This window comes from Klebsiella sp. FDAARGOS_511, from assembly GCF_003812845.1.
Taxonomy (GTDB): domain Bacteria; phylum Pseudomonadota; class Gammaproteobacteria; order Enterobacterales; family Enterobacteriaceae; genus Klebsiella; species Klebsiella grimontii.
This window is the reverse complement of record NZ_CP033824.1, coordinates 4,778,789-4,801,597: the sequence shown is the minus strand read 5'-3', so window position 1 is coordinate 4,801,597 and position 22,809 is coordinate 4,778,789. Positions and strand designations below refer to the sequence as shown.

Annotated in this window: 32 protein-coding genes and 2 tRNA genes; 17 read left to right on the top strand and 17 right to left on the bottom strand. The window is 50.4% G+C overall.

Features of this window, described 5'->3' with window-relative positions; all coding sequences use genetic code 11:
* Positions 1-3: 3 nt before the first annotated feature.
* Positions 4-816, top strand: coding sequence for a DUF3800 domain-containing protein (locus EGY08_RS24285; protein WP_049071747.1), 813 nt, complete (start codon positions 4-6; stop codon positions 814-816).
* A gap of 350 nt (positions 817-1,166) precedes the next feature.
* Here EGY08_RS24285 and EGY08_RS24280 read toward each other — a convergent pair.
* The 17 genes from EGY08_RS24280 to EGY08_RS24200 form a co-directional block, all read right to left on the bottom strand.
* Positions 1,167-1,243: transfer RNA gene (locus EGY08_RS24280), tRNA-Arg, on the bottom strand.
* A gap of 5 nt (positions 1,244-1,248) precedes the next feature.
* Positions 1,249-1,324 (bottom strand) — tRNA-Thr (locus EGY08_RS24275).
* Entirely contained in the window at positions 1,315-2,364 is a 1,050-nt protein-coding gene (locus tag EGY08_RS24270; RefSeq protein WP_123829039.1) for a DNA-methyltransferase, read from the bottom strand. The genes EGY08_RS24275 and EGY08_RS24270 overlap by 10 nt, the downstream gene beginning before the upstream one ends.
* Before the next feature lie 149 nt (positions 2,365-2,513).
* A complete protein-coding gene (locus EGY08_RS24265) occupies positions 2,514-2,705 on the bottom strand; it encodes a hypothetical protein (protein WP_016809733.1) in 192 nt (63 codons plus the stop codon).
* 210 nt (positions 2,706-2,915) lie between these two features.
* Positions 2,916-3,746: an antitermination protein gene (locus tag EGY08_RS24260; RefSeq protein WP_049071743.1), complete on the bottom strand. Its 831-nt coding sequence runs from the start codon at positions 3,744-3,746 to the stop codon at positions 2,916-2,918.
* A gap of 18 nt (positions 3,747-3,764) precedes the next feature.
* A complete protein-coding gene (locus EGY08_RS24255; protein ID WP_123829038.1) occupies positions 3,765-4,820 on the bottom strand; it encodes a DUF968 domain-containing protein in 1,056 nt (351 codons plus the stop codon).
* A gap of 8 nt (positions 4,821-4,828) precedes the next feature.
* Complete coding sequence (locus EGY08_RS24250; RefSeq protein WP_123829037.1) at positions 4,829-5,353, bottom strand: hypothetical protein; 525 nt, start codon at positions 5,351-5,353, stop codon at positions 4,829-4,831.
* 10 nt (positions 5,354-5,363) lie between these two features.
* Positions 5,364-6,194: a KilA-N domain-containing protein gene (locus tag EGY08_RS24245; protein WP_123829036.1), complete on the bottom strand. Its 831-nt coding sequence runs from the start codon at positions 6,192-6,194 to the stop codon at positions 5,364-5,366.
* A gap of 88 nt (positions 6,195-6,282) precedes the next feature.
* Positions 6,283-6,681, bottom strand: a complete 399-nt coding sequence (locus tag EGY08_RS24240) for a RusA family crossover junction endodeoxyribonuclease (protein WP_115660793.1) — start codon at positions 6,679-6,681, stop codon at positions 6,283-6,285.
* The gene (locus EGY08_RS24235; RefSeq protein WP_123829035.1) at positions 6,681-7,154 is read right to left on the bottom strand and encodes an SOS-response repressor and protease LexA; all 474 of its coding nucleotides are present in this window, start codon (positions 7,152-7,154) and stop codon (positions 6,681-6,683) included. The genes EGY08_RS24240 and EGY08_RS24235 overlap by 1 nt, the downstream gene beginning before the upstream one ends.
* Positions 7,151-9,121 (bottom strand): DNA cytosine methyltransferase, encoded by a 1,971-nt coding sequence (locus tag EGY08_RS24230; RefSeq protein WP_049592227.1) that lies wholly within the window; start codon positions 9,119-9,121, stop codon positions 7,151-7,153. Before EGY08_RS24230 ends, EGY08_RS24235 begins: the two co-directional genes overlap by 4 nt.
* 142 nt (positions 9,122-9,263) lie before the next feature.
* Positions 9,264-10,043 (bottom strand): phage N-6-adenine-methyltransferase, encoded by a 780-nt coding sequence (locus EGY08_RS24225; protein ID WP_416381356.1) that lies wholly within the window; start codon positions 10,041-10,043, stop codon positions 9,264-9,266.
* A 202-nt stretch (positions 10,044-10,245) separates the two neighbouring features.
* Positions 10,246-10,704, bottom strand: coding sequence for a hypothetical protein (locus EGY08_RS24220; RefSeq protein ID WP_048258063.1), 459 nt, complete (start codon positions 10,702-10,704; stop codon positions 10,246-10,248).
* Positions 10,701-11,612 (bottom strand): conserved phage C-terminal domain-containing protein, encoded by a 912-nt coding sequence (locus tag EGY08_RS24215; protein ID WP_123829034.1) that lies wholly within the window; start codon positions 11,610-11,612, stop codon positions 10,701-10,703. Before EGY08_RS24215 ends, EGY08_RS24220 begins: the two co-directional genes overlap by 4 nt.
* Positions 11,602-11,781, bottom strand: coding sequence for a DUF4222 domain-containing protein (locus EGY08_RS24210; RefSeq protein ID WP_064349867.1), 180 nt, complete (start codon positions 11,779-11,781; stop codon positions 11,602-11,604). Before EGY08_RS24210 ends, EGY08_RS24215 begins: the two co-directional genes overlap by 11 nt.
* 172 nt (positions 11,782-11,953) lie before the next feature.
* Positions 11,954-12,505: a YmfL family putative regulatory protein gene (locus EGY08_RS24205; RefSeq protein ID WP_049592231.1), complete on the bottom strand. Its 552-nt coding sequence runs from the start codon at positions 12,503-12,505 to the stop codon at positions 11,954-11,956.
* 22 nt (positions 12,506-12,527) lie between these two features.
* Positions 12,528-12,731 (bottom strand): Cro/CI family transcriptional regulator, encoded by a 204-nt coding sequence (locus EGY08_RS24200; protein ID WP_047683642.1) that lies wholly within the window; start codon positions 12,729-12,731, stop codon positions 12,528-12,530.
* 103 nt (positions 12,732-12,834) lie between these two features.
* On the opposite strand from EGY08_RS24200, the gene EGY08_RS24195 reads away from it, so the two are divergent.
* The 16 genes from EGY08_RS24195 to EGY08_RS24115 all read left to right on the top strand — a co-directional run bounded on the left by EGY08_RS24195 (position 12,835) and on the right by EGY08_RS24115 (position 22,717).
* A complete protein-coding gene (locus EGY08_RS24195) occupies positions 12,835-13,467 on the top strand; it encodes a LexA family protein (RefSeq protein ID WP_049592232.1) in 633 nt (210 codons plus the stop codon).
* Between the two features lie 1,600 nt (positions 13,468-15,067).
* Positions 15,068-15,439, top strand: a complete 372-nt coding sequence (locus EGY08_RS24185) for a hypothetical protein (protein WP_048999619.1) — start codon at positions 15,068-15,070, stop codon at positions 15,437-15,439.
* 52 nt (positions 15,440-15,491) lie between these two features.
* Positions 15,492-16,322 (top strand): YfdQ family protein, encoded by an 831-nt coding sequence (locus tag EGY08_RS24180; RefSeq protein WP_023343169.1) that lies wholly within the window; start codon positions 15,492-15,494, stop codon positions 16,320-16,322.
* 135 nt (positions 16,323-16,457) lie between these two features.
* Positions 16,458-16,985 (top strand): hypothetical protein, encoded by a 528-nt coding sequence (locus EGY08_RS24175; protein ID WP_042934058.1) that lies wholly within the window; start codon positions 16,458-16,460, stop codon positions 16,983-16,985.
* Complete coding sequence (locus EGY08_RS24170; RefSeq protein WP_123829032.1) at positions 16,985-17,185, top strand: hypothetical protein; 201 nt, start codon at positions 16,985-16,987, stop codon at positions 17,183-17,185. Before EGY08_RS24175 ends, EGY08_RS24170 begins: the two co-directional genes overlap by 1 nt.
* On the top strand, positions 17,178-17,963 hold the full coding sequence (locus EGY08_RS24165; RefSeq protein ID WP_123829031.1) for a ParB/RepB/Spo0J family partition protein: 786 nt from the start codon (positions 17,178-17,180) through the stop codon (positions 17,961-17,963). Before EGY08_RS24170 ends, EGY08_RS24165 begins: the two co-directional genes overlap by 8 nt.
* Complete coding sequence (locus EGY08_RS31265) at positions 17,960-18,094, top strand: hypothetical protein (protein ID WP_262355930.1); 135 nt, start codon at positions 17,960-17,962, stop codon at positions 18,092-18,094. The genes EGY08_RS24165 and EGY08_RS31265 overlap by 4 nt, the downstream gene beginning before the upstream one ends.
* Positions 18,091-18,609 carry a hypothetical protein gene (locus tag EGY08_RS24160; protein ID WP_228712760.1) on the top strand — a complete coding sequence of 173 codons (519 nt, stop codon included), beginning with the start codon at positions 18,091-18,093 and terminating at the stop codon, positions 18,607-18,609. Before EGY08_RS31265 ends, EGY08_RS24160 begins: the two co-directional genes overlap by 4 nt.
* On the top strand, positions 18,606-18,875 hold the full coding sequence (locus tag EGY08_RS24155; protein ID WP_123829030.1) for an antitoxin: 270 nt from the start codon (positions 18,606-18,608) through the stop codon (positions 18,873-18,875). Before EGY08_RS24160 ends, EGY08_RS24155 begins: the two co-directional genes overlap by 4 nt.
* Positions 18,872-19,546: a hypothetical protein gene (locus EGY08_RS24150; RefSeq protein ID WP_123829029.1), complete on the top strand. Its 675-nt coding sequence runs from the start codon at positions 18,872-18,874 to the stop codon at positions 19,544-19,546. Before EGY08_RS24155 ends, EGY08_RS24150 begins: the two co-directional genes overlap by 4 nt.
* Positions 19,546-20,058, top strand: coding sequence for a hypothetical protein (locus EGY08_RS24145; protein WP_123829028.1), 513 nt, complete (start codon positions 19,546-19,548; stop codon positions 20,056-20,058). Before EGY08_RS24150 ends, EGY08_RS24145 begins: the two co-directional genes overlap by 1 nt.
* Positions 20,055-20,438 (top strand): hypothetical protein, encoded by a 384-nt coding sequence (locus EGY08_RS31150; protein ID WP_228712759.1) that lies wholly within the window; start codon positions 20,055-20,057, stop codon positions 20,436-20,438. Before EGY08_RS24145 ends, EGY08_RS31150 begins: the two co-directional genes overlap by 4 nt.
* Positions 20,435-20,812, top strand: coding sequence for a hypothetical protein (locus EGY08_RS24135; protein ID WP_123829027.1), 378 nt, complete (start codon positions 20,435-20,437; stop codon positions 20,810-20,812). Before EGY08_RS31150 ends, EGY08_RS24135 begins: the two co-directional genes overlap by 4 nt.
* Positions 20,805-21,023: a hypothetical protein gene (locus EGY08_RS24130; RefSeq protein WP_123829026.1), complete on the top strand. Its 219-nt coding sequence runs from the start codon at positions 20,805-20,807 to the stop codon at positions 21,021-21,023. The genes EGY08_RS24135 and EGY08_RS24130 overlap by 8 nt, the downstream gene beginning before the upstream one ends.
* A 303-nt stretch (positions 21,024-21,326) precedes the next feature.
* Positions 21,327-21,536, top strand: coding sequence for a hypothetical protein (locus tag EGY08_RS24120; protein ID WP_032422972.1), 210 nt, complete (start codon positions 21,327-21,329; stop codon positions 21,534-21,536).
* A 2-nt stretch (positions 21,537-21,538) separates the two neighbouring features.
* A complete protein-coding gene (locus EGY08_RS24115; RefSeq protein WP_064147086.1) occupies positions 21,539-22,717 on the top strand; it encodes a phage integrase Arm DNA-binding domain-containing protein in 1,179 nt (392 codons plus the stop codon).
* The last annotated feature ends 92 nt before the right edge of the window (positions 22,718-22,809 follow it).

Sequence of the window (22,809 nt, the reverse complement as noted above, 5' to 3'; positions counted from 1 at the left end):
CGTATGGCTGAGCAAAATAACCCTGGTCGAGTAATTTGGCATGTTGCCTGTGATGAATCGGGTATTGATGGGCAACGTTTTTATGGCTTTGGTAGTCTATGGATGAAATACCAACGCCGTGGTGATTTTGCGAAATTAATCCGTGACGTCCGTGAGAAACATGGGTATTTTCAGGAAATTAAGTGGCAAAAAGCCAATTCTAAAAAATATCTTCCGTTTCACATAGATTTGATCGAGCTTTTTTTTAAACATCAATGGCTCGCTTTTCACTGTATTATTGTTGAAAAATCAATAGTTAATAAAAGCTTCCATAATGGCGATTATGATCTGGCCATGCGAAAGCATTTTACCAAATTAGTGACAAGTAAAATTTCAAGTATCTTACGAGCTCACCCAGAACGAGATTGCAGCTTTCGTGTAGAGGTTGATCCGATTGCCTCTCGGTATAAGAAGGCCGATGAAGCGTTTCATGTGATTGCCAATAACATGCTGTTCCTTCAACATGGAACAAAGAATCTCATCACCTCTGTCGTTACCAAAGATTCAAAATCATCTGAAAATATTCAAATATCTGACTTCTTCCTGGGCGCAATCATGAGCGCATACCAAGGAAAGATATCTTCTGAAGCCAAAGTCACTTTAGCTGCAAAAATTGCTGAAAACCTTGGGTGGGATGCTCTTACTTATGACACGTGGCCTAGGGAAAGGAAATTCAATATCTGGTTATTTTATGACAAAACAAGAGGTATCCGAGATATTGAAACCAAGCGAGTTGAACTCAAAGATCCGTTACCTATGAGGACTGGATCTAAATGAGTGCCGACCTCTCAGCCGACGTGGTTGGAGTCCCAGGCCTAAGCCGAAGTGACCAACTTGGCGGTTATTTTTTGGGAGCCGCCTCTTCATTCCCAAAACTGAACATGAATTTAATTTACATTCGAAAAAGAAACCAGTCAACGATAGAGTAAGTCAAAGCTTCATCCATGTACTCTTACCTGTTGTGCGCTCCGTTTCGTGGAGCCGACGGCCAGGTGATCAATCTGGCACCGGGGAGGACTTATTTTAGGCGATAATGCCCGCGCTCCATATCTGGCGGCCTGTTGCGTTGTTGGCGCAACGCCCTGATGGATTGGATTATGAGCCCGTCATCAGGTCAGGCCATTATCTGGCGCACCATTCAGGACTCGAACCTGAAACCGATAGCTTAGAAGGCTATTGCTCTCTCCGGTTGAGCTAATGGCGCTGAATTGGTGCTGGTTGACGGAATCGAACCGCCGACATCCTGCTTACAAGGCAGGCGCTCTACCAACTGAGCTAAACCAGCAAATTGCGCATTTCGCTGACCGTTTGTTCAAATCGCTCGGTTTCCAGTTCAACACCGATTCCACTCCGCCCGAGCAGAGCAGCTTGCTTTAGTGTGGACCCCGAACCAGCAAAGAAATCAGCGACGACATCCCCTGGCCGAGTGCTTGCAGAAATGATCTGCTGAAGCATATCGGCAGGTTTTTCGCATGGGTGCTTACCTGGATAAAACTGAACCGGCTTATGTGTCCAAACGTCGGTATATGGCACCGTGACCGACACGCTAAATGGGCGCCGTAACCGGTAATACTCCTGCTGAAGTTCAGAATACTTCCGGTTAAGTGATTGCCATGTAGCGACAAGCTGGTGGTGAGGTTTTCCCAGTTCGTTGCGTGAGTGCTTATCCATGGCGATTTTTTGAAACAGAGCCTGCAACTTCAAATAATCGGCTTCATTCGGCAGTTGCCACTGGCTAAGGCCAAACCAGTGGGAAACCATATTTTTTTTACCCGTGGCTTCTGCAATCTGGGCCGACGTCACGCCAAGAGATTCCCGGGCATCCCGGAAGTAAGAAATTAAAGGCGTCATGACGTGTTGCTTTAACTCATTACACTTTGCGGCATATCCATCGTCTTTGGGCCTGTATGGCCCCTGATAATGGTCGGCAAAAATGATACGCTCAGTGGCCGGGAAATAAGCGCGTAAGCTCTCCTTATTGCAGCCGTTCCATCGCCCTGATGGCTTAGCCCAGATGATATGGTTGAGCAGGTTAAACCGCTCTCTCACCAACAGCTCAATATCCGCTGCCAGGCGGTGCCCACAGAACAGATACATGCTTCCGGCAGGTTTTAACACTCGCCAGAACTGTGCCAGACAGCTATCCAGCCAACGTAAATAGTCCTCGTCCCCCTTCCATTGGTTATCCCAGCCGTTTGGCTTCACCTTAAAATAAGGCGGATCGGTAACAATAAGATCAATGGAGTTATCGGGTAGCGATGGGAGGTATTGCAGGCAATCAGCATTGATTAATTCAATACTGGATATTTTTACAGTATTTTTCATAGATCAGTAAGCGTAACTCTGATAGGCTCACTTTGCTTTTGCGCTAAAGCAGTGGGCCGTGGTTAGCTTGTGACCTGAAAGCATGAGCTGATGGCTGGTCGGGTGCTACAACACCCACCAGCCGCCCATTTTCACAGCAAAAGCCCCCATTACTGGAGGCGCTTATAACATCCGAACTGATAATCAGATAACCCCGCCATTACCAGCTGCGTAAGTATGAGCTGGCAGCGTTCGCGGCTCAGGTGAGTATTCTGAGCAATCTCCCCAGCCGTAGCCGGTTTGTCACTTAACTCATCAAAAACAGCCTTGGCTGTTTCCGTCATATCTTGCTGATTTAGCATGTCTTTTACCTCAAATAAGTGGTGTGACATACAGATAACTCTGGTGACGATATCCAGCAAGAACTAATTGAAAGAGAAGAAGATTTTATCGATTTTAGCCCATAAAAAAACCCGCTCGCTGGCGGGTTAATCAACGTTGAACATACAAAGCCCATCGTTATAGATAAAATTACACAAAAGCGGCAACCTTGCAAGTAACGTGTCGCTAAATTATGCGATATTTATCAAATCAGACACCTTTGTCACACGTTTAAGTTGTGAGTCGGTATAACTCTCTTCCTCAAAGCATTTTGTAACCAGACTCTCATAGAAAGGTTTCCAGCTGTATCGCCAGGTACGTTCTGGCAGACCAGGCAGCTCAGAGAGCATACCTCTGTAAGCATTTGAAGACTTAGGACGACTATAACCGCGGCCTTCACAACGTTTACATACTTTGTAGACAGGCACTCCCTGCAGCTCTGACTCTTTACGGTCCAGGGTTTTTCCCGTACCGCCACACTGGCATCGCTTGCTGATTTTCCCGGTGCCGCCGCATTTGAAGCAGAGAACATGGTCAATCTCTTCCACCTGACGTTTTACTTCAAAATCCGAAGGTGACTGCCCGAGGTCTTTTGCCCATTGCGGTAATCTCATTTTGTAGTGGCTTTTTTCCACCATTGAGGTTTTTTTTATGAAGCCTGAACCAGAACACTTCCTGCAATCTACGCTGTCAGCTGCAGACGAGGCATAGTCGTTATAAGCGAACCGAGCTATTATCAGCATACACAGCGGGAACTTCTTCCCTGCTGCTTTTCTTATCGATCGAGGCGCTTTTGATTTTGCATATTCAGCCAACCAACTGACGGATGCCTTTCTGTCATGTTCGCTGATTCCAGCTTTACCCAAAAACATTGACAGGCCTATTCCTGCCTCTGCCTGTGTCATCCCCAGTGCGGCCATTACATCTGTCACCGTGAGTTGCTCGCTGGCGGTTGCACGACCGCTATCGGAAATATGCATTCCTTTGGGCGCGAAAAATTTGGGAATTGATTCAATATTCATGCTCAGTACTCCATACACTCAAGCTTTTACAATGACGCCGATACCCATTACCCGATCCAGAAAACGAGCCCACAGCTCCAACTGAGTGCCATATTTCTTTTCGAACTCTGATGTATTGGCGTGTAATTCATCGTGATGCACTCTGCACAGTGGTATCACGAAGAGATCATGGGCCTTGGTGCCAGTTCCCCCCAGACCATTCCCTATTATATGGTGTGGATCGTCTGATGGTTGCCTACAGCATTCACATGGCTGAGTTTTAACCCAACGTGTGTAAACTTCGCAGGTCCAGCGCCGGCGCTTTGGGCGGCGCATAAATGATTCGGGGCTGTTCGGATCGACACTAAGCCTCAGAATGGGTTTACTTTCAATCTGAGGTTGCTCAATGAGTACGCTGGCGTCCGCCAGGTCTATGCCCTCAACAAGATCCTGAAGGATTTCACCTGCAGCAAATGACGGGACAATATCGCTATCCTTATAAACGGACAGGAAAGGTTCCTCAGGCAGTCTTAAGGCCTGTTGCGCCATCGTCTCGGTTATTGCGTCAGCAATGCCGGATTTCACAGCCCACCAGCAGAGCTCCGCCATCGATAATTCGCGCTCCTTATTGTATCCAAGGCTGATCAGCACCCTTTCAATCACCCACTGAACCAGATTCTGATAAGCCAGCTCTGACAACATTTCGGTGGTCTGCTCACGTAATTCATTATCACAATGCCAGCAGACAACCATGGCGCCAGGCGGATGCCGCATAGTCACTAATTCATGGTGGTGATAGTGGGAATGCGGGTACTGGCACTCTCTGACATGTCGTAGAAGCCAGGCCTCAAGAGCGTTAATTCCACCAGCTGCGTTAATAACCCTCTCATCCCTCAAGAAAAAACGCAGAATGTCCATTTCTGCAAGGGGCTGACGTGCATCGGCGATCCGCCCAGTGGGCAGTGTTTTCATCTTCTCTGGCTGACACTCTATCAGGACACGGCCGCCGGTAAAGAGAGACATCAATTCGCGGCCTGGTTTGAAAAGAACAACGCCCAGGCGCGGCACAATTTCCGGAGTAAGCAATGCTCGCACAATCCCCCCTAAACAGTCAGATCTTTAAGCTTCTGCACGGCTTTACCAACTTCAGCCATAGCATCTACGAACTCGTCAAACTTCCTGCTGGCCATTCCATATGCCTGGAGAATCTCCAACTTCAAGGGATCGAGCTGTTTCTTAATTTCTGCACGATCCCCGGCTTTTTTCTCCGCTTCCTCTGCCGCTTTGATCAAGGCGTCAGCCTGTTTACGTAATGCTTCCGGAGTTACTTCGAGCTGTTTATTCATTTTGCATTCCATCGTCGGCTGAGGAGGTGTCATTACAGGCGCCACAGATTTGTGACCATATTTCGGGTGGTGCAAGGTAGTAGACCTTCCATCATCTATCACGCAGAGCATCCCGCTTTCCCGGATAATATCGATCAGAGTCTCTTTGTCTTTTCGATTGAGCCCGCTATATGCCGCCACTTTGTGCGTCAGGTGGGTAAGCGTTGCGCCTTCTGGTTGCTTCTCTACAAAACGCTTTACCCTGGAGAGAACTGGTTGCAGGTGTGGAGGTGTCATTCTCATTTTCATCCCCTTACTGCGTAACAATGCCAAGCAGCTTCATAAGCTCAGGGAACTTGGATTCAAAAAAATGTGGCTGAGTCTCCCGGGGATTCGCCGGACTGGTTATGTTTTTCCCATACAGGCATCCTTTTGCCGTAACAGACCAGAATCTTTTCACGCCATTGATACCTGTTCGGCTACGGCGCTCCTTCTGCTCGACTATGCCGTGGCCCGCCATAAGGTGATAAGCCTGGTTCGCGGTCATTCTGATGTTATTAGCTTTAAGTAAAGCGCTGAGAGAAAGTGTTGGCCTGCTTGAACCGTCCTGCGCGCCAGCTGGCGCATCAATGGCATAAGAGGGCATTAAATCAGGCAACCCGGCCACCTGCTGAAGCTTCTGATATGCCCCGAGCTTTGACGAATTGGAGAGATTGAGCATTTTGGCTGCAGACTCCAGAAGGATTACACCAGCCTGGATGCGATCGGCATTGACGGTTGCAGCGCCGGCAGTGTGCAGCGCGTCAAACGTTCTGATGACCTTCAGATTAAAAACAGCGCTGATCCACATCGCGTAGGCGTACACCAACTCACGGCAAACATATGTGCCTTGCTCATTACCTCCACGGATGACACTTACAGGTTCTGATATATCCGAGTTGCTATTTTGCAACTCGCCTATCAATTGCGCGGTTTGTTCGTTGCGCAGCCAGAATGCTGGCTTGTGGCGATCAAGGGAACCGGATGCACGATGGAGATCATTTAGGCAATAGCGACCAAGGACATCACGACGAACAGAAATACCATCGATGACAAAAAAAGAGTGATTATTGGATGCAGCAGCACCCATGACGTGGTTAGTCATAGCTTTCTCCATACATTTTTATGTGACGAAGGGCCTGCACGCCCGTTTCGTTTGCACACCTTGAGATTAATGCTAAGTTGCATAGACTTCAACCTACCACTGAACAAACATCCAGCGTTTTTTCATACGCCGATATCGTGATTTCTACCCGCCCTCCCTTGACGTTTTCACCCCATTCAATAGCCATCCGCTTAACCTGGTTGTCATCCTCCCAAATACCGGCATAAGTCAAAGCATCAAGCAGTGCCTTGTTGTAGTTGTCCAGATCGCGTCTGCGGTAGTCCGGCGGATAGAGAATAATTTCTACTGCTGCTGGCGCGGTTGATGGTTTGGGTATTGCACGCAGTTGCTCGATGATCGCTGAGCGTACGGCATGCTTGAATTTACGACCTGCGGCGCTGACAAGGTGTTTACCTTTGGCGGGCCCCTTATTCGGGGATCGCCAGTAGGTGTTCACGCTGGGCGGGAATGGAAGTAAAAATTTCATTAATCCTCCAGAACCATTTTTAGTTCGAAAGGCACGTCGCCACCGCAATAGCAGAGTTGCCCCAGGTCCGACATGAGACTCCAAAGCGTCATTGCTGAATAGCCATCGTCATCTGTCGCCGGCGGCACGAACTCTCCGAATATTCCCGGATGACGGATACGATTCTCCTCATGTTGGCTTTTCAAATGCCTCAGGGCTACGTCATAAAGCTTCACCTTTACGATGCTGTTGAGGTTAACTGAAACCTCCCTGGTCAAAAGCGAAGTGGTGATGCTGATACCGCGGGAAACCCCGCGGGTAATCTTGATGGCCCCTTTTCTCTCCAGCGCCTTGAGGTGCGTTGCTGCGGCATTGGGGGACCGGCACCCCAGCATGCCGGTCAGTTCGTAAGTTGTAGGCGGAAAACCATGTTTACGCTGATATTCGATCAGGAGGTCCAGGACCTCCTGCTGCCTTAAGGTCAAGGAAGTCATGCTGCCTGCTCCTCTCTGTTCACGCACATTTCGGGTAAGTTGGCGCGTACCAGCGCTTCGGCGAACGGTGGCGGAACGGCATTGCCACAGCGCGCGACCTGCTTATCTTTCGCGTACTTCACGCCGCGGTAATCCTGGTCAATGATGTACCACTCGGGGAAGCCCTGCGCCCGGTAAAGTTCGTGTGGCTGCAGCATGCGCATGCCGATATCAACGATGCGGTAAGTCACTCCGCCGATCTCCACCAGCCCGGTGCATTCCTCTCCGCAGTATTCCTGCAGGAACGCCAGCACCTGCTGCGCGCGCTCTTCGTCATAGTCCTCGACCGCCAGAGTCGTTTTAACCTCCCCTACGTGCTGGCCGCCGGCAGTGATAGTCGGCATCGGCTCGTCAGTAGGCTGGCCGTCACGGCAAGTACCGCGCAGCTTAACCAAATGAGAAGTCACCATTGCAGCATCAGCCTTTGTTGTCATTGTCTGCAATGGCTCGCTAACGTCTCGCGGACGACTCTGCCCTGCACGACCACCAACACCGACTATCTGCGCGGTAACCAGCGCGTGGTGATCGACAGTCGTTACTGAATGAGCTGGCTCATCCAGCCCTACGCCCGCCCCGTTATAGTTCCCGCCATAATGTTTCGCCAGGAATGCGGATACCAGTTGTGATTTTCCGCCACCGCCCGCGGTGATTGTTGCGCTAGGTTCGTCGGCACGGTGTCCGATGCTGGCGCCGAACTGCCGGGCAATAACCGGAGCGACGACACAGGCGCGCGATTCTTTCAGGATGGTGTGAGCGGGTTTATCGAGCGGGCGTGGTTTAGCTTGGTACTCGCTGCCGCCATTGCCAGCCAGGAACGGCGCCAGCTCTGCTTCAACAATACCCAGAGCATGACCATTCCCGCCCGGGCGTTTTGCGGTACCGGCGGTCACCGTCGGCAACGGATCGGTGACTTCCTGCCCGGTAGCTCCGGTTCGGAATTTTGTCAGATGAGGTATCGCAATTGCGTAGCCGTGGGTTTTCGTAATCGTCTGTAGCGGATCGTCCAGTGCCTGTCCCCGGAAACAGTCGTATTTGCCACGTGTCGTTGTGTGATTGCACTTCACGATGAACGGCGAAGCACTTTCGATAACAAAGCGCTGAATGCCGCGGGCAATCCGTTTTAGCGTATTCTCTGCCAGTGACTTTTTGCGACCGAAGATGCTCGGTGCGGGGATTGACCAGTCTATGCATTCCGCAGCTGTACGCCACGGCTCAAGCTGGCCCGCCAGCACGGCGGCAGACTTCGGATCCCCGTGCGTGGCTTCCGGCCAGACTATCGGTTTCCCGTCCCGGCGCATCACCATGAAGAACCGCTTACGGATGGTCGGCGCGCCATAATCGCAGGCGCGCAGCTCGCGAAAATCGACGACATAACCCAGCCCGGCAATTAAGCGCTTGGCCTGCTCGCTATCCGGTGAAAACTCCAGAAACTCGCAACACTCCACCAGTGCAGGATGATCTGCTGGAATACCGGTGGTCAGCATCCCGACAAATGCATTGAAAGTTTCACCGATGCGTGCCGGATCCGGTCGCATTTCTGCCACGAGTAACGGACCCCACGTTTTAAACTCTTCGACGTTTTCCAGCATAATGACTCGCGGGCCAACATCCAGCGCCCAACGAATGACGATCCATGCCAGCCCTCGAATAGCCTTCTCTACTGGTTTAGCACCTTTCGCTTTAGAAAAGTGACGACAGTCAGGCGAGAACCATGCCAGGCCGACAGGCTTGCTACTGGTAGCGGCTAATGGGGATACATCAAACACACTTTCGCAATAGTGAAGCGTGTCGGGATGGTTAGTGCGGTGCATAGCAACGGCGTTAACATCGTGGTTAATAGCAATATCAACACTGCGCCCTATTGCCAGTTCAATACCTGTACTGGCTCCACCGCCGCCAGCGAAATTATCGACAATAATCTCACGCATGAGCGGTCCCCCTCATGCTGCCGACAAGACCACCAGCAACGGTTATGATTTCGCTGGTGGGCACGCGCTCCAGCCACAACTGGTTAATATGGGCCTTCAGCTTGTTCTGCTGGGAGAACTCCAGATCCTCTGCGCCTTGTACCTATCCAAAGACGAGTCCAACTTCCAGTGGCCAGATCCGGGATTCAGGCTCAGCCAATGATGCAACAGCATCGGGGATGATCACTTCAGGAGACTGAACTGGCGAAACTGGTGACAGGAATTTTCCTGCAGCAAACTCAGCCAGCGCCATACTTGCGCGCCCTTTTGCTTCCAGCTCAACGCGATCGATATAGCTAAAATGTTCACCGCGCCAGGTCTTATCAAATACCGCAATGGCCCCGGCAAAGAATGCGCTGGTGGGCTTCTGCTTTTCGTCGGCCGGCACAAACCACGTTGGGAGATCGAATCCAATACGACCACGAATAAACATGATGTGATCGGCATATTCCGGCCACCATGTTTCACTTGTTGCTGACTTCACGAGGTAAATGTAACGACCACCCTTTTCACGCTGCTCGGCGGTATAGTTCATAATATGAGTCATGCCAGTGATGGCTTGTTTTTCATGGTACTGCGAACGGCTGTACGGCGGATTAGCAAAGGCCGCTCCTCCGAGTTCTACCAGACGACCAGACCAGTCCTGCGTCAGCGCATTATCTTCAGCGGTATACCATGCCGGGCATTTTGTATTGCTTTCGTCTGCAAACAGGTCCAGCACCAGCGGGCCAAACATAGCGTTAACGCCCCAGAACAGCAGATCAGGGGTACGCCATTGATCCCCGACTTCTTTCAAATAATGCGAACTTCGCTGGCGCTGTTCCTCAAGTGCCAGGCAATAAGGGCTGACGGTTTTTGTTAAATTTTGCTCTTCTGCGGTCATAGCTTCTTGTACTTCCTGACTCATAGTTTTCCCCTGCGCTGATCAGCATTAACAAGTGCTCTCAGTAACCAGTAACGGCGATCAAAGCTGAAAAGGTCATTTCTGAGGAGTGCATATTTTCTGCGAAAAATAACGTCGTGCTGCCACCAGTAACGCCAGTGATGCAAACGCACAAGGCGCCGGAGACTTATCAAAATCCTCTTCAATCGGAGCACAAGTCACCTCCGCAGTAATTTCCGGCCAGATAGCATGACCCGGCGGAATCATTCATGTTTCTGGCGTTTCGAACAGAAGCATTCTTAAGACGCAGGTATCGCTCTCTTGCTTTAGCCGTACAGTTGCTGTCACAAAGTTGCTGCCATACCGTCGCCGCACGGCGGTAATAGCGTTTCTCTTCCAGCTTTTTGGCTGTCGCTTCAAGGGCAAGAATCTCCCCCGAAAGCCCACCAGGCAGGTATTCTTCAATATCGATGGATCCCGCTACGAAGTAGATAAACCCACCAGTAACTTCAACGCTGGCAAGTTCCCCGTCGTAGTAAAGGCGATGAACAGCGCTCTTCACTGTTACCGGTTTGGTTTCAGGAAATGCCGCAGTGATATCGCGCAGCATTTTGCCTGGATTCTTCTCAATAAATTCAAAGATCGACTTGGCTATGTTCATCCCCGGAACCCCCGTGGAATCGTGGTTTGTACTGGACTAATTGAATTAACATCCCGCGGTCTGGTTTTGTCCCACGACTCCCTTGGCGGGCGGCCTTTAGCATCCCAACGGATAGCGCTTTGCAGATATCCCTCGAATTTTTTAGGGCCGAAAAGTGTCTCGGGTCGCATGTACTGGTATTGCTCGTCGTTGCCATGCCAGTGCTCATGCTTGACGTCAATTACCAGTTTCAAGTCGCTAACGGTATGACCTTCGCGGAGGCGGGCGCGAATGTTCTCCAGCGAGGTCTTAGATTTCTGGTAATGGGAACCGCTGACCAGATTCAGGTGTGCCAGAACTTCGATCGCGTTATCGGTAATAACAACTTCAGGATCCGGCTTATCGTCGGGTTCCGCAGGAGCCCGACAAGAAGGTTTTTTAGATGACGGATCTAATGACGGATCTAATGACGGATCGCCTTCAACCATTGAGGGGTCCTCCCGCAATATTTGAGGGGGTACAGACCCATTATTTGAGGCATCAGAATTTGACCCCTCAAATTTTGACCCCTCAAATTCTGAGGCATCAGATTTTGATTGTTCACGTGGCGTTGCGTAGAAAATTTTTGCTTCAGCTGCTGCACGTTCCAGCATGTCAACATTGAGTTTATAAACGTTCGAATTATTCTTTCCGCCCACGCGCCGTTCCTGCTTCTTCAGCCAGCCTTTAGCCTGAAGCTTTTTGATAGCGCTGCGGACAGTATTCTCGCTCTTGGCGCCGATCTGTCGCTGAATAGTGGTTACCGCTGGCCATGACACACCTTCGTCATTACTGAAATCTGCCAGGCGAGCCATGACCGCTATTTCTGAGATTATCAGCCCTTTGAAAGCGCATGCTTCCCATACGAGGCCGTGTAATTTACTGCTCATGGCTGCCCTCTACTTCCCTGAACTTGCGTTGAAACTGATCGAGTGGGCTAAAGCACTCGTGGGAATAGCCTTCCCGCAGGTAGATGACGCGACGTGTCTCAGGCTCCCAGCGGATAACTCTGACTGGATTGCCATAGTGGTCTTTGAACTTCCGGTTAACTTCTCGCATAACGCTTTAGCCCTCCGGTTAAAGACCCCCACAACTCCGCGTGCCCGACTGTGGTTACACTCGACCCATTTACCGCATACCATGCGCTCATACCGAAACGACGAAACGCCCGGGATCGGGTACATCCGTAGTTGCGGTAATTGAAGATTTACGATTAAATTGCTCATGCGGATTATTTCTCCATACACAAAGATTTATTCGCCACGACGCCCGGAGCTGCACACTCGCGGGCGTCACTCTTTTCTGGAGTACAAAAAACGCGAAACAGAAGCGCTACATGCTCCTGGAACTTTGCCATCACCTGATAGCTGTTCTGCTCAATCTGAGCCTTTTCATCGGCATCAATAACACCATCAGCAGTTGCTTTACGAATGAAGCTGGAGTGTTTTCCAATCCACTCAATCGACTCCATAAGCCGTTGATTAATGTCGCCATTGTCCACATCCTCTGCTTCAGCAAGCGGAACAAAGACGCCGTTGGAGTGGCGTGCGATAGCATTAGCTATATGATTTGTGCTCGCTGCACGTTGGAGTACCATTGCCCAACCGAGCGGGAATATCTGATCCCCTTCTGCGCGAAGGCGGTTAAAGAGCGCGTTTTCTGTAACGCCTAACCATTCAGCAGCTTCTGCATAACCCCCATCCAGTTCGGTGATAGTTTTTTTAATCGCAGCCACCAGCCACGCCGGTTGCTTCTCTACTTTCCATTCAGGTTCTATACCCACGGCTTACCCCCTACGTCTGTGGTTACTGCTGAGTCGTTGGATTGATATTCTTGTGATAGAGGGAAGCGTCGTACTTCAGCCTTCCATCTGTGAGCCGCTCAATGTAGAGCGCTTGTTTTTCTGGGATAACATCTCCCCACTGGCATACAGCACTATGGGTCACTCCCAGAGCTGTAGCGGTTTTAGATATACCGCCATAGAACGTGACGACTTTAGCTTTCAACATGGATTACCTCTCCTAAAAAGTTAGCATACTTACATGCTATATCGACAGCATACTTACGTCAATAAAATGTAAGATTGCTAACGTGTAATCCGGAGGAGATTTTATGGATACCGTTGGCAGCAGATTAAGATTTAGACGTAAGCAGAAAAAACTTACGCAACGTGATGTTGCTGAGTGGGCCGGCGTCAGCGCGTCTGCGGTTACACAATGGGAAAATGATTCCACAAAGTTATCAGGCGAGAATCTTGTATTGGTATGTCAGTGCCTGAGATGTTCTCCCGAATGGCTTATCTTCGGTACAGGCGATATCGAGAACGGTATCAACATTAACCTGATATCTGTTAGAGAAGTGCCTGTTATATCTTGGGTTCAGGCAGGTAACTGGACCGAGGTTATTGGCGATCCAGCTAACGAACTGGTTAAAACTACAAAGAAGCTATCTGAATCAGCTTTTGCATTACGTGTTAAAGGTCACTCGATGACTTCGAGCCAAGAGCTTAGCATTCCTGATGGTTCGGTTGTCATTGTCGAGCCAGAATACGGTTTTGTTGATGAGGCAAATGGCAAAATTGTGATAGCCCAAACCGTTACTGGTGGTGAAGCGACCATTAAAAAGCTCGCCATAGACCCTCCATTTTCCTATCTCATACCTCTAAACCCGTCGTTTAAGCCTATAGAGGTGAACCAAGATACAAAACTGATCGGTATAGTTAAGCAAATAATCATCGATCTCTAAGCCCCCGAACCCGCATCCGCGGGTTTTTTATTGCCCCGCCACAAAAAGTAAGCCCTCTTACATTTTCCTCTTGACTTAAAATGTAAGACTTCTAATACTACATTCATCAGCAAACTTACTTTACGGTGAGAGGCAACCAGGATGAATTCAGCACAACGCCGCAAGGCGTACCGCAAGCTACCAAAAGCTGGAGGAATTGTAATTTTACGCGGCGTCCCTCGTTTAGTCCTAGGGTTATGCACATTCAACAGCTTTACGGGCGAAGAACGTAGCAAACCATCAGTAAACCGTATCAGGGTACAAATGTCAGGCGGCTCAACTGCTGCCCCTCTGGTGCGTAATTTGAAGTTTTGATTGAAAAACAGGTGTCTTCGGGAGGGGTTGCGGAGCTGGATTGACCACCAGCAACAGAAACTCACCCGACATACAGCAGCCGTTTAGCCCACGGCGTCGGGGGTCCAGTAGACCTGGATTAATACTGTAGGGGTTGTGCCGGTTGGTCGCCGGCGCCCCGCCCGAAGATACCTGATCGAACATGGCGAAAGCCGACAGCGTTGAAGGCGATTTTCTCGGTTTGCGCGCTAAACAATAGCGGGGGTGAAATCGGGGCGGAGAAGCAGAATCCGCGATGTCGGGACTTGATACTTCCGGCCAGACCAACAAGCCGAATGATCGCGTAACGGTCCTTTGCATCTGCCCCGGCGAGGTGGCGCCGCCGGACCGGGGTAGATGAATCGTACACAACATGAAAGCGCATTCCATCTTCATACGTCGTGGGGACTGGTTTGTAACTGAAGGAGTGCGCTTCCAGTTGTGAACGGCAATATTCACGACCGTTGTATGGCACATGCAGCGTTAGCAGCCCGGATGGTTCCCTTGAAGTTCCATGCGCTATCCGGACAACTGGAATGTGCAAGCTAAGTGTTTCAGGCACGACGTGCGCCCCACCAGCGCGGCGAAAAGGTGTGACGCCCGGGAAGAGTCCGGGACACAACGATGAGGGCATTGACGAGCAAGGCACAGAGTCTGGTTCGATTCCAGACGCCAGGATAGTTCTATATCTGGTGATGGGCAGGGAAAAGGTCCGTTCGATTCGGACACCGGCAGTGCTCTCTTCGTTGTGGTAATTGCGGCTATGCGCACGTGACGAGCCAACCCGTTCTTTGAGTACGTTTCCGGGCAGTGTACGTCGCCGAGATTGGCTAACACCGGCAGGTGGAGGCACCACCGCCACAACTTTAATAACGGTGCTGTAAAAAGATAAGCGAGGCATAAATAGTGAAAAATTACTGTCTTGAAAGATATTGCGAACTACGAAAAGAGGGTTTCGCAGCAATCTCCGCCCTCTTTTATGCCCGCAGAGCTTGGGTTAATTCAGGATATGAACGTCACCGTAACAACTGATAGCTGTGTGTAGTTTGGCGGTGCCAGTTTCCCTTTGTTTCTGGTACCGCCCTTTTTACACAAGACACAAGAGCATCACCGGGCGACGGGCTCATAACCCAATCCACCCGGGCGGCCGTCAACCGCAGATGCTCTTCTGTGTTGTGTATGGAGAAACCGTCGGCGGTGGCAGCCGCCCTAACAAAGAGGTAGTGCTATGAGCAATGATCGCATGACCAATGTTCCAGATTTCCTGGGCGAATTGGATGCTGGCGTGTTCATCAACAAGATCGCCGGGGCGCTCAATACCGCCGCACTTGGCGTTTTGAACAATGGCAGCAAAGGCAAAGTAGTACTGACTTTCGACATCGATCGCATGGGCAATTCGATCGAAGAAAAGCGAGTCATGATCAAACACAAGCTGCAGTACATCACCCCCACCCCTCGCGGGAAAGTTTCCGAAGAAGACACGACAGAAACGCCGATGTTCGTGAACCGCGGCGGCAAGCTGACCATCCTGCAGGAAGACCAGGGCAACCTGTTTACTCTGGGCGGGGAGCCGGATGCAAAGCTACGGACGGCGCCATAGGCCGTGACTGATGCGTTTTTAGTTTAACTACATTTTTCTTTAAGGAAATTTTATGTCTCAACAATTAGATGGCAGCGCAATTAAGCAAGTTCAGGACCTGGTGCTTTCCGGTTACTACATGGAAGATATCCAGCGACTGGCATGCCCAACAGCTGTCCTCCCAGCTGGCACGGGTATCGAAAGCCTCGAACGCTTCTCCTCGGAGCGCTTTCGTTTCCGTGGTGCGATGGAAACCACAAGCATCGACGACTTTGTGCGTTATTCCTCAGGCTACGCCAAAGAAGACGAAAAAGCCCGTTGCTTTATTGATGCCGATAACATGCTGGCGCGTTCTATCTTCAACATCGGTACGCTGGATAATCCCGGGCACGCTGATAACGTCGCCTCGATCAAGCTTAAAAAGACTGCACCATTCCGCGCGTTGCTGTCGATCAACGGGGATCACCTCAACCAGAAGCAAATCGCCGAATGGCTGGAAGACTGGAGTGATTACCTGATTGCATTCGATGCCGACGGTAACACGATGAAAATCGCCCAGGCCGCTCAGGCAGTTCGCCGCGTAACCATCCAGCAAACTAATGCCTCCGATCATGAAGATGGTGATTTCAGTGGCAAAAAGTCGCTGATGCAGAGTATCGAAGCCAGCAGTAAAGACGTGATGCCGGTGGCGTTCGAGTTCAAATGTGTGCCATATGAAGGACTCGGAGAACGTGCATTCAGCCTGCGCAACAGCCTACTGAAAAGTAATGATCCGGTATTCGTCCTGCGTATCGTCCAGTTGGAAGCCCAGGAAGAAGCGATCGCCAATGAGTTCCGCGACCTGTTGATCGGTAAGTTCGACGGTAAGCCGGTCGAGGCCTTCATCGGTACTTTCAAAGCCTAAGCCTGATTGCTCAGCCTTAAATCTCCGCTGCTGCGGGGATTTATTGAAGCGTAATCCTTTTATTTATCGCCTTATGGCGAGGGATTTCTACACCCAAATAACAGCGCTGTGCAGGCGTAACGTATGGAGAAAATAATGAGCTTTATTCAAACCCTTTCAGGCAAACACTTTAATTATCTCGATATCCAGCAAGACGCGATCGAGATAGAGGATATTGCAACCGCCCTCTCGCATATCTGCCGATTTGCCGGCCACCTGCCAGAGTTCTACAGCGTTGGACAGCACAGCGTTTTATCCAGCCTGCTCGTACCGCAGGAGTTCGCACTTGAGGCACTTCTCCACGATGCTGCCGAGGCTTACCTGCAGGATATCCCGGCACCGCTTAAGCATCTCTTACCTGACTATCGCGCAATAGAGACTCGGGTTGATGCAGCAATACGTCAGAAATTCGGCCTGCCGGCTGAGCAGCACCCGACCGTTAAATATGCCGACCTGGTGATGTTGGCCAGCGAACGTCGTGACTTTGAGATCGACGACGGCACTGTCTGGCCCATGCTCGAAGGCATTATTCCGACGGATCAATTCGTTATTAATCCGGTTCGCCCTGGCCAGGCCTACGGGATGTTCATGAACCGCTTCCACCAGCTGATGGAGCGGCGCTAATGGCACATATGAAAGTTAAAGAACTGGTCGCTGCAGCTTACGCTGCGGCAGCAGATCTACCACCGGAAAAAGCAGAGTTAATGCGCAATATCGCTTCACGGCTGGATGTTACGTTTATCGCCCTTACCGAAGCAATGAACCAAAACACTGCGCAGGCAGCTGTACTGGCAGGCCTGAATGGGGTTAAAAACCATGGCTAAAAACTCGATCGACGTGTACGGCGCCAGCGGCAAAACCAACGCCCTTTCGTTTGAACCGGAAAAGCTTCATCTGGTCACCGATAAGACCCACCCTCTCTACGATGAGCGGGTCCACCTTCCTATCGACGAAGGGATGGTTCTGAATATCAAGGAGCTGGGTGTACTGGAGCCGATTATCGTCTGGAAAGACTCTGAAACGGGGCTCACCTGCGTAGTTGTAGGCCGTCAGCGTGTTAAGCATACCCTGGAGGCAAATAAGCTTCTTTTGAAAGAGGGCAAAGCCCCACTGCTTGTTCCTGGGGTCGTTAAGCGCGGATCAGCAAATCAGATGGCTAAATACATGGTCAGCGAAAACGAAATTCGCCGACCTGATACACCGCTTGGCCGGGCTAAAAAAATGTCAGACGCACTCGATCGCGGGCTCGATGAGGACGACATTGCAGTGTTGTTTGGCTGCAGCGTTCAGACCGTTCGAGCAACGCTCTCCCTCCTCGAGACTACCCAGGCCGTCCGGGAAGCTGTAGAGGCTGGAACAATTACCGTTACCCAGGCGCGTCAGTTGGCATCGCTGAAACCCGAAGAGCAACGGGAGAAGGTCAAGCAGATCGAGACAGCGACCGCCGGCACCACGGGCCATGAAAAAGCCCGGCGACAGCGCCAGGTTCTTGGTGAAGCAAAGCCGCGTATCAAATCACGCAAGGAAATTACAAAAGCACTCGAAGATGCCAGCGGCGAATATGCCGAGGCTCTGCGCTGGGTGCTTGGGGAGGCGGTATGAATATTGATCCTGACAATTACAGCAAATACACCCTCCGTCGGTTCGCCGCCCTGTTCGATGTGATCTGCTGTGTGCTGATTGCCGTAGTAACCGTTGGTATCTGCATGTTTATTGAATGGTGGACAGCATGAACATCTCAACAGTAAACGAGCTCATCGCTTCCCTGGAGAGCGCAGGCGAGCTGTCGATCAGAGAGCAGAAGTTCCTGAAGCTGGCTAAAGAGTTTCGCATTTGCAGTGCTTCACTGGATGCTGCCATCAAAGGCGGGAATGTACTGGCGGACCAAAATGCTCAGCTGGCTGCGGAGAATGTGGCGCTGAAGGATGTATTTAGCCAGAAGGAAATCCCATCCGAAGCAGTCGATGCATTCATGGAAACCGCAGTAATGGATCATGACTGGAATGAAACCTCCGAGTGGTCATGGGTTGAAAACGAAACAGAGGTTATCCACGCCGTTCTTGACGCACTTAAGCCTGAAACCCCCGCCACCGATCGCATCGTAGCCGGGATTAAGGCTGATGGGGTGGAGGAGTTCGTATCCAATACCACGCATAAGATTTTTGATGAAAGCGACGCAGTGTCAGCGTTGTCTTACCTTTCCTTGGCTAATGCCTACGTGAAGCAGCTGCGCGAGGGGGCCAAATGAGCAAGTCATTCATCGTAATTATCCGGCGAGCCTGGTGTAACGAAGGTGGGCACGGTATCGAATATTCATCTGACCTTATTCACTACGAGACCCGCAATGGAGCCATATCACACGGTTTTCGGGGTGTGGATAGCGACGATTTCAATGTCGGCGTAATCGAGGGCGGCAAGTTGATTTCATTTGACTGGATGGACAAGCCGGTTGGAGAAAGCGAAGACACGCTGGCACAGATTGCCGAGCTAATTGGTCTGGAGGATGTCGCATGACAACTGATATCACCGAACTGGCGCAGCGTATGTCCATTGAACGAATCAAGCAGATCGCGCTCGGCAGCACACCAACTATGGGAGAAAGAGAAAGCCTGGCAATCACTGCCCTGCATTTTGCTGAGGAACTCAAAATCGCCACCGATGCATTTCAGGCGGCAGGGCTCGCACAACTTGCCGCTGAAGAGGCGCTGGAGAAGGCGCAGCGTGCCAACGCCGCTCAGGACGACCATATCAACCAGCAGCAGGACAGAATCGACATTCTGGAGAGGCGTAATGCTGAGTTAGGTGGGGAGCTCTCACGATATTCAATGTCTCCTGGACAAGCAGATCAGCGTATGTGCGAATCACGCGCAGCACGTGATGCTTTGGGGTTCGGAAAGGATGCCGACGATGTAGCACCCATTAACCTGCGTGAGCGCATTGATGGCATGAAGGCGCGCATCGCCGAGCTGGAAAGCCAACTTAAAGCAGCAGAAAACAATGAGATTGATGCTCGCTGTCATATCTCTGAACTGGAGTCAAGAGCTGTGAAGCTTGTCGATTGCGATTTTGGCGCGGTTCAGAACATGTCTGGTGGCAGCACAGATTACTGCCATGGCTTTGTGGACGGAACGCAGAATGCTATCCGGGCGATAAGCGCCGCTGGCATCAAGGTGGAGGCTGAGTGATGGCACTGACACACGATGAACTTTGCCAGATAGCCTGCCGCTTTCTGCAAAACAACGGTTTCAAGGTGGCCTTTCACGATCGCTTTGTCGCTGCCGTTGCCACTGGTGAGCAGCCAGATGCGATCGGCTTCCGTAACCTGGCTTCCTGTTTGATTGAAGTTAAGTGTTCCCGCGCAGACTTTTTGGCGGACAAGAAAAAATCATTCAGAAGGATGCCTAACCAGGGTATGGGCGACTGGCGCTTTTTTATGGCCGAGCCTGGCTTCATCGACGTCTCTGATTTGCCGCCGGGCTGGGGCCTGCTGCACGTCAGGAACGGGCGCGTATACAAAGTCCACGGCTGGCCGGGTAACGCACTGTGGTGCTCTCGGGAGCATAAGCCGTTTCAGGCCAACAAACAGGCCGAGTGCGATTACATGTACAGCGCCCTGCGCCGAATGGACCTGCGCGGCCACCTCAAAGAAGTTTATGACGGCGTAATCGTTAACAAATCAGAAGGAAGCGCGGCATGAGCATATTGACCAAAGAAGGAATTCAGAAAATTTTGAATGATGACTGGCTCTTAATGGATGAGTGCGAAGGGCTTGAAAATTGCACCGTGATTAAAGAACTGGCCCGCATGGCGCTGGCCGCAATGGACAGCGAGCCGGTGGCGGTAATTGACCAGGCTAATCTTGACTATCTCCGGAGTGGTGCTGATGCCGATGTGTGGCCTCCTGAGCGCGAAGAGATGGGAGATGTGCTTCTCTATCGCCACGCGCAGCCCGTGCCGGATGCCGAAGCTGTTTACGCCCTATTGTCAGATCATGAAAAGTGGGGCACAAGCCTTGAGAATGTTAAGCACGTCCTTAACGCCTGCCGCGCCGCCATGCTCAATGGAGGTAAGTCATGAAATTCGAAGAATGGTTATCGCAACAAAACTGCGTCATTGAGGTAGATTGCGGCTGTGTTACCACTGAAGCTTTTTATCACTGGATGCGCGTAGCTTATGAGGCTGGCAACTCTCCGGTAATTCCGGATGGTTACGTGATGGTGCCTATGAGGTTAACCGCTGAGAACGGCGCAAAGGGGGCGCTATCAGGTGAGTTTTCAGAAACCAAGTTCGTAAACTGCCCGGAATGCTTTGGTGATGATGAATGTGAAACCTGTGACGGCAGCGGGAGAATTGAAATAACAGTACCTGTCACCTGGACGACTATCAAAGCTATTTGGGCTAAAGGCGTTGAGCATTTCACAGCTACACCAAGGGAGGTGAAAGGTGAATAAGGTCGAACTGCTTGAGAAGATATCAGCGCTCGCCACTGAATGCCACGCGCTGGCCTGCGAGCTTGATATTGGTGATGAGCGAACCGAAATGTTCGAAATCTACAGCGTGCTACACAACCTCGGTCGCAGCGGCTACGCCAGTCAGGTGGGGAGGCGAATGAATCCACTGCTCGCATCCTGCGATGACGAAGAAGATGAGGATGATGACTGATGCCAAGTAAACTAAAGCGCCGGCGATGGAGGCGTATGCGGGATGATTTAGCCTGGTATAAGGATGAAGCAAAGGACCTTCATTGCCGCCTTTTGGAATTAGCCGATGAAGTTGCAAACCTTCGCAAACAGATTCTCCCAGGATCTAAGCTGATTATTGCCAAAATGAAGATTTACGAAACAGATAAGGATAATAGAGACCACCAGCTATGCAGAAGATGTAATGACGGACTTCGAGGTGGGTGTTCGTCATGTTCTTTTAACGTTCGATAACCGGGTGCAGCCGGTTTATGGAGAAATAGCCATGGCAAAACTAATGAAAGCGAGTCAATGGGGAAAACGCGAATTTACCAAAGACTCTATTCCAGATAACAGAACCATTAAACGTTGGGTAGAAAATGGCCTTCTCACTGGAAAAATTGTAGACGGCACTGTGTTCGTCTACGAGTCTGAAAAGTGGGGAGTAGACTCAATGGTAAATCATACGGTTCTTCAGCTAATAAATGAAGGTTGACCATGGCCGCCAGACCGAGAAAAAGAGAATATCGTCATCTTCCAGAATACTTGTTATTTGATAAGGATCGTGGCGTTTATAAATTCACACTAATAACGGGGAAGAAGAAAAATCTTGGTAAAGACCGGGCTATGGCGATCGCTATAGCTCGCGAATATAACCTAAGAATGAGGCCATTAAATGCACCATCTGTTGAATTGTTAATCCGAGAATCAGGCGGTGTTACTGGTGAGGCTAAACCATTTGCTGAGCACGTAGATCATATCATGCAGCGAGCAATAGAGAATGAGCGACCGTCGCCAAGTACCCTTGACGACTGGAACAACGACGCTCTTAGGGTAAAAGAGTTTTTTAATATCATACCTGCTTGCGATATTGAGCTGGAGCATGTGAACGCGTACATAAATCGTTTCCACTCAGATTCATCAGCGAACGTACAAAACCGAAAGGTTAGTTTCCTTAAAAAATTGTTCTCGTATGCGGTCGATGAATCATTGATGTTTGATAACCCTGCTTCACGCAAAAAAATGCGAAGAACCGAAGAGAAGAAACGCCAGCGTCTTTCACTCGATAACTTTAAAGCCATTCGGCGGGCCGCCGAACCCTGGTTACGCACAGCGATGGATTTAGCATTGCAGACGACGCACGCGCGCCTTGAAGTGTCACGAATCCGGTATTCAATCAGTGAACCTAAAGACGGAATCTGCGGCTGCGTATGGTTAGCTCAACCTGAAAATGGCATCTATGGGACGCTCTACATACACAGGCAAAAAGTACAAAAGAAAGAGGCATCGCACGTAGCAATACCGATAGGTGATGTATTAAAGCGGATTATAGACGATAGCCGCGATAGTGTGGCCAGTCCTTTTATAGTTCACAGGCTCCCAGAACGGCAGGTGAAACGCAGTAAAGAGGTTTCCCATCCTACGCAAGTTGCGCCTGACTACTTGAGTCGGTCATTTTCTGCGGTACGTGACAAGTTGGGTCTCTGCGACAAAATGCCATTGGATGAAAGACCAACATTTCACGAAATTCGAGCTCTTGCCGCCTATCTTTTCGATAAACAGGGCATCGATCCTCAGGGAAGAATGGCACACAGTGATTCGAAATCTACCAAGATATACACGCAAAACCATATCGATTGGGTAGTTGTCCCACATGGTGAGATTAAGGCCGGTTAAAATGATCTTTGCTTAGTTTTATAATATTCCCTTCGACTATTATTTAATTTTCGAAGGGAATACAAGTTAAGTTTAATTCTTGCCTAATCACT

Coding starts and splice junctions, on each gene's coding strand:
- EGY08_RS24210 (WP_064349867.1), bottom strand. CDS start 11,781: ATGCGAGAAGTTAACCGGAAGTTCAAAGACCACTATGGCAATCCAGTC.
- EGY08_RS24220 (WP_048258063.1), bottom strand. CDS start 10,704: ATGAACATAGCCAAGTCGATCTTTGAATTTATTGAGAAGAATCCAGGC.
- EGY08_RS24195 (WP_049592232.1), top strand. CDS start 12,835: ATGGATACCGTTGGCAGCAGATTAAGATTTAGACGTAAGCAGAAAAAA.
- EGY08_RS31265 (WP_262355930.1), top strand. CDS start 17,960: ATGAATATTGATCCTGACAATTACAGCAAATACACCCTCCGTCGGTTC.
- EGY08_RS24165 (WP_123829031.1), top strand. CDS start 17,178: ATGGCTAAAAACTCGATCGACGTGTACGGCGCCAGCGGCAAAACCAAC.
- EGY08_RS24285 (WP_049071747.1), top strand. CDS start 4: ATGGCTGAGCAAAATAACCCTGGTCGAGTAATTTGGCATGTTGCCTGT.
- EGY08_RS24235 (WP_123829035.1), bottom strand. CDS start 7,154: ATGACTTCCTTGACCTTAAGGCAGCAGGAGGTCCTGGACCTCCTGATC.
- EGY08_RS24260 (WP_049071743.1), bottom strand. CDS start 3,746: ATGAATATTGAATCAATTCCCAAATTTTTCGCGCCCAAAGGAATGCAT.
- EGY08_RS24230 (WP_049592227.1), bottom strand. CDS start 9,121: ATGCGTGAGATTATTGTCGATAATTTCGCTGGCGGCGGTGGAGCCAGT.
- EGY08_RS24185 (WP_048999619.1), top strand. CDS start 15,068: ATGAGCAATGATCGCATGACCAATGTTCCAGATTTCCTGGGCGAATTG.
- EGY08_RS24135 (WP_123829027.1), top strand. CDS start 20,435: ATGAAATTCGAAGAATGGTTATCGCAACAAAACTGCGTCATTGAGGTA.
- EGY08_RS24245 (WP_123829036.1), bottom strand. CDS start 6,194: ATGACTAACCACGTCATGGGTGCTGCTGCATCCAATAATCACTCTTTT.
- EGY08_RS31150 (WP_228712759.1), top strand. CDS start 20,055: ATGAGCATATTGACCAAAGAAGGAATTCAGAAAATTTTGAATGATGAC.
- EGY08_RS24215 (WP_123829034.1), bottom strand. CDS start 11,612: ATGAGCAGTAAATTACACGGCCTCGTATGGGAAGCATGCGCTTTCAAA.
- EGY08_RS24225 (WP_416381356.1), bottom strand. CDS start 10,043: ATGACCGCAGAAGAGCAAAATTTAACAAAAACCGTCAGCCCTTATTGC.
- EGY08_RS24270 (WP_123829039.1), bottom strand. CDS start 2,364: ATGAAAAATACTGTAAAAATATCCAGTATTGAATTAATCAATGCTGAT.
- EGY08_RS24200 (WP_047683642.1), bottom strand. CDS start 12,731: ATGTTGAAAGCTAAAGTCGTCACGTTCTATGGCGGTATATCTAAAACC.
- EGY08_RS24175 (WP_042934058.1), top strand. CDS start 16,458: ATGAGCTTTATTCAAACCCTTTCAGGCAAACACTTTAATTATCTCGAT.
- EGY08_RS24265 (WP_016809733.1), bottom strand. CDS start 2,705: ATGCTAAATCAGCAAGATATGACGGAAACAGCCAAGGCTGTTTTTGAT.
- EGY08_RS24145 (WP_123829028.1), top strand. CDS start 19,546: ATGGCACTGACACACGATGAACTTTGCCAGATAGCCTGCCGCTTTCTG.
- EGY08_RS24170 (WP_123829032.1), top strand. CDS start 16,985: ATGGCACATATGAAAGTTAAAGAACTGGTCGCTGCAGCTTACGCTGCG.
- EGY08_RS24180 (WP_023343169.1), top strand. CDS start 15,492: ATGTCTCAACAATTAGATGGCAGCGCAATTAAGCAAGTTCAGGACCTG.
- EGY08_RS24240 (WP_115660793.1), bottom strand. CDS start 6,681: ATGAAATTTTTACTTCCATTCCCGCCCAGCGTGAACACCTACTGGCGA.
- EGY08_RS24155 (WP_123829030.1), top strand. CDS start 18,606: ATGAGCAAGTCATTCATCGTAATTATCCGGCGAGCCTGGTGTAACGAA.
- EGY08_RS24115 (WP_064147086.1), top strand. CDS start 21,539: ATGGCCGCCAGACCGAGAAAAAGAGAATATCGTCATCTTCCAGAATAC.
- EGY08_RS24250 (WP_123829037.1), bottom strand. CDS start 5,353: ATGAGAATGACACCTCCACACCTGCAACCAGTTCTCTCCAGGGTAAAG.
- EGY08_RS24120 (WP_032422972.1), top strand. CDS start 21,327: ATGGCAAAACTAATGAAAGCGAGTCAATGGGGAAAACGCGAATTTACC.
- EGY08_RS24150 (WP_123829029.1), top strand. CDS start 18,872: ATGACAACTGATATCACCGAACTGGCGCAGCGTATGTCCATTGAACGA.
- EGY08_RS24160 (WP_228712760.1), top strand. CDS start 18,091: ATGAACATCTCAACAGTAAACGAGCTCATCGCTTCCCTGGAGAGCGCA.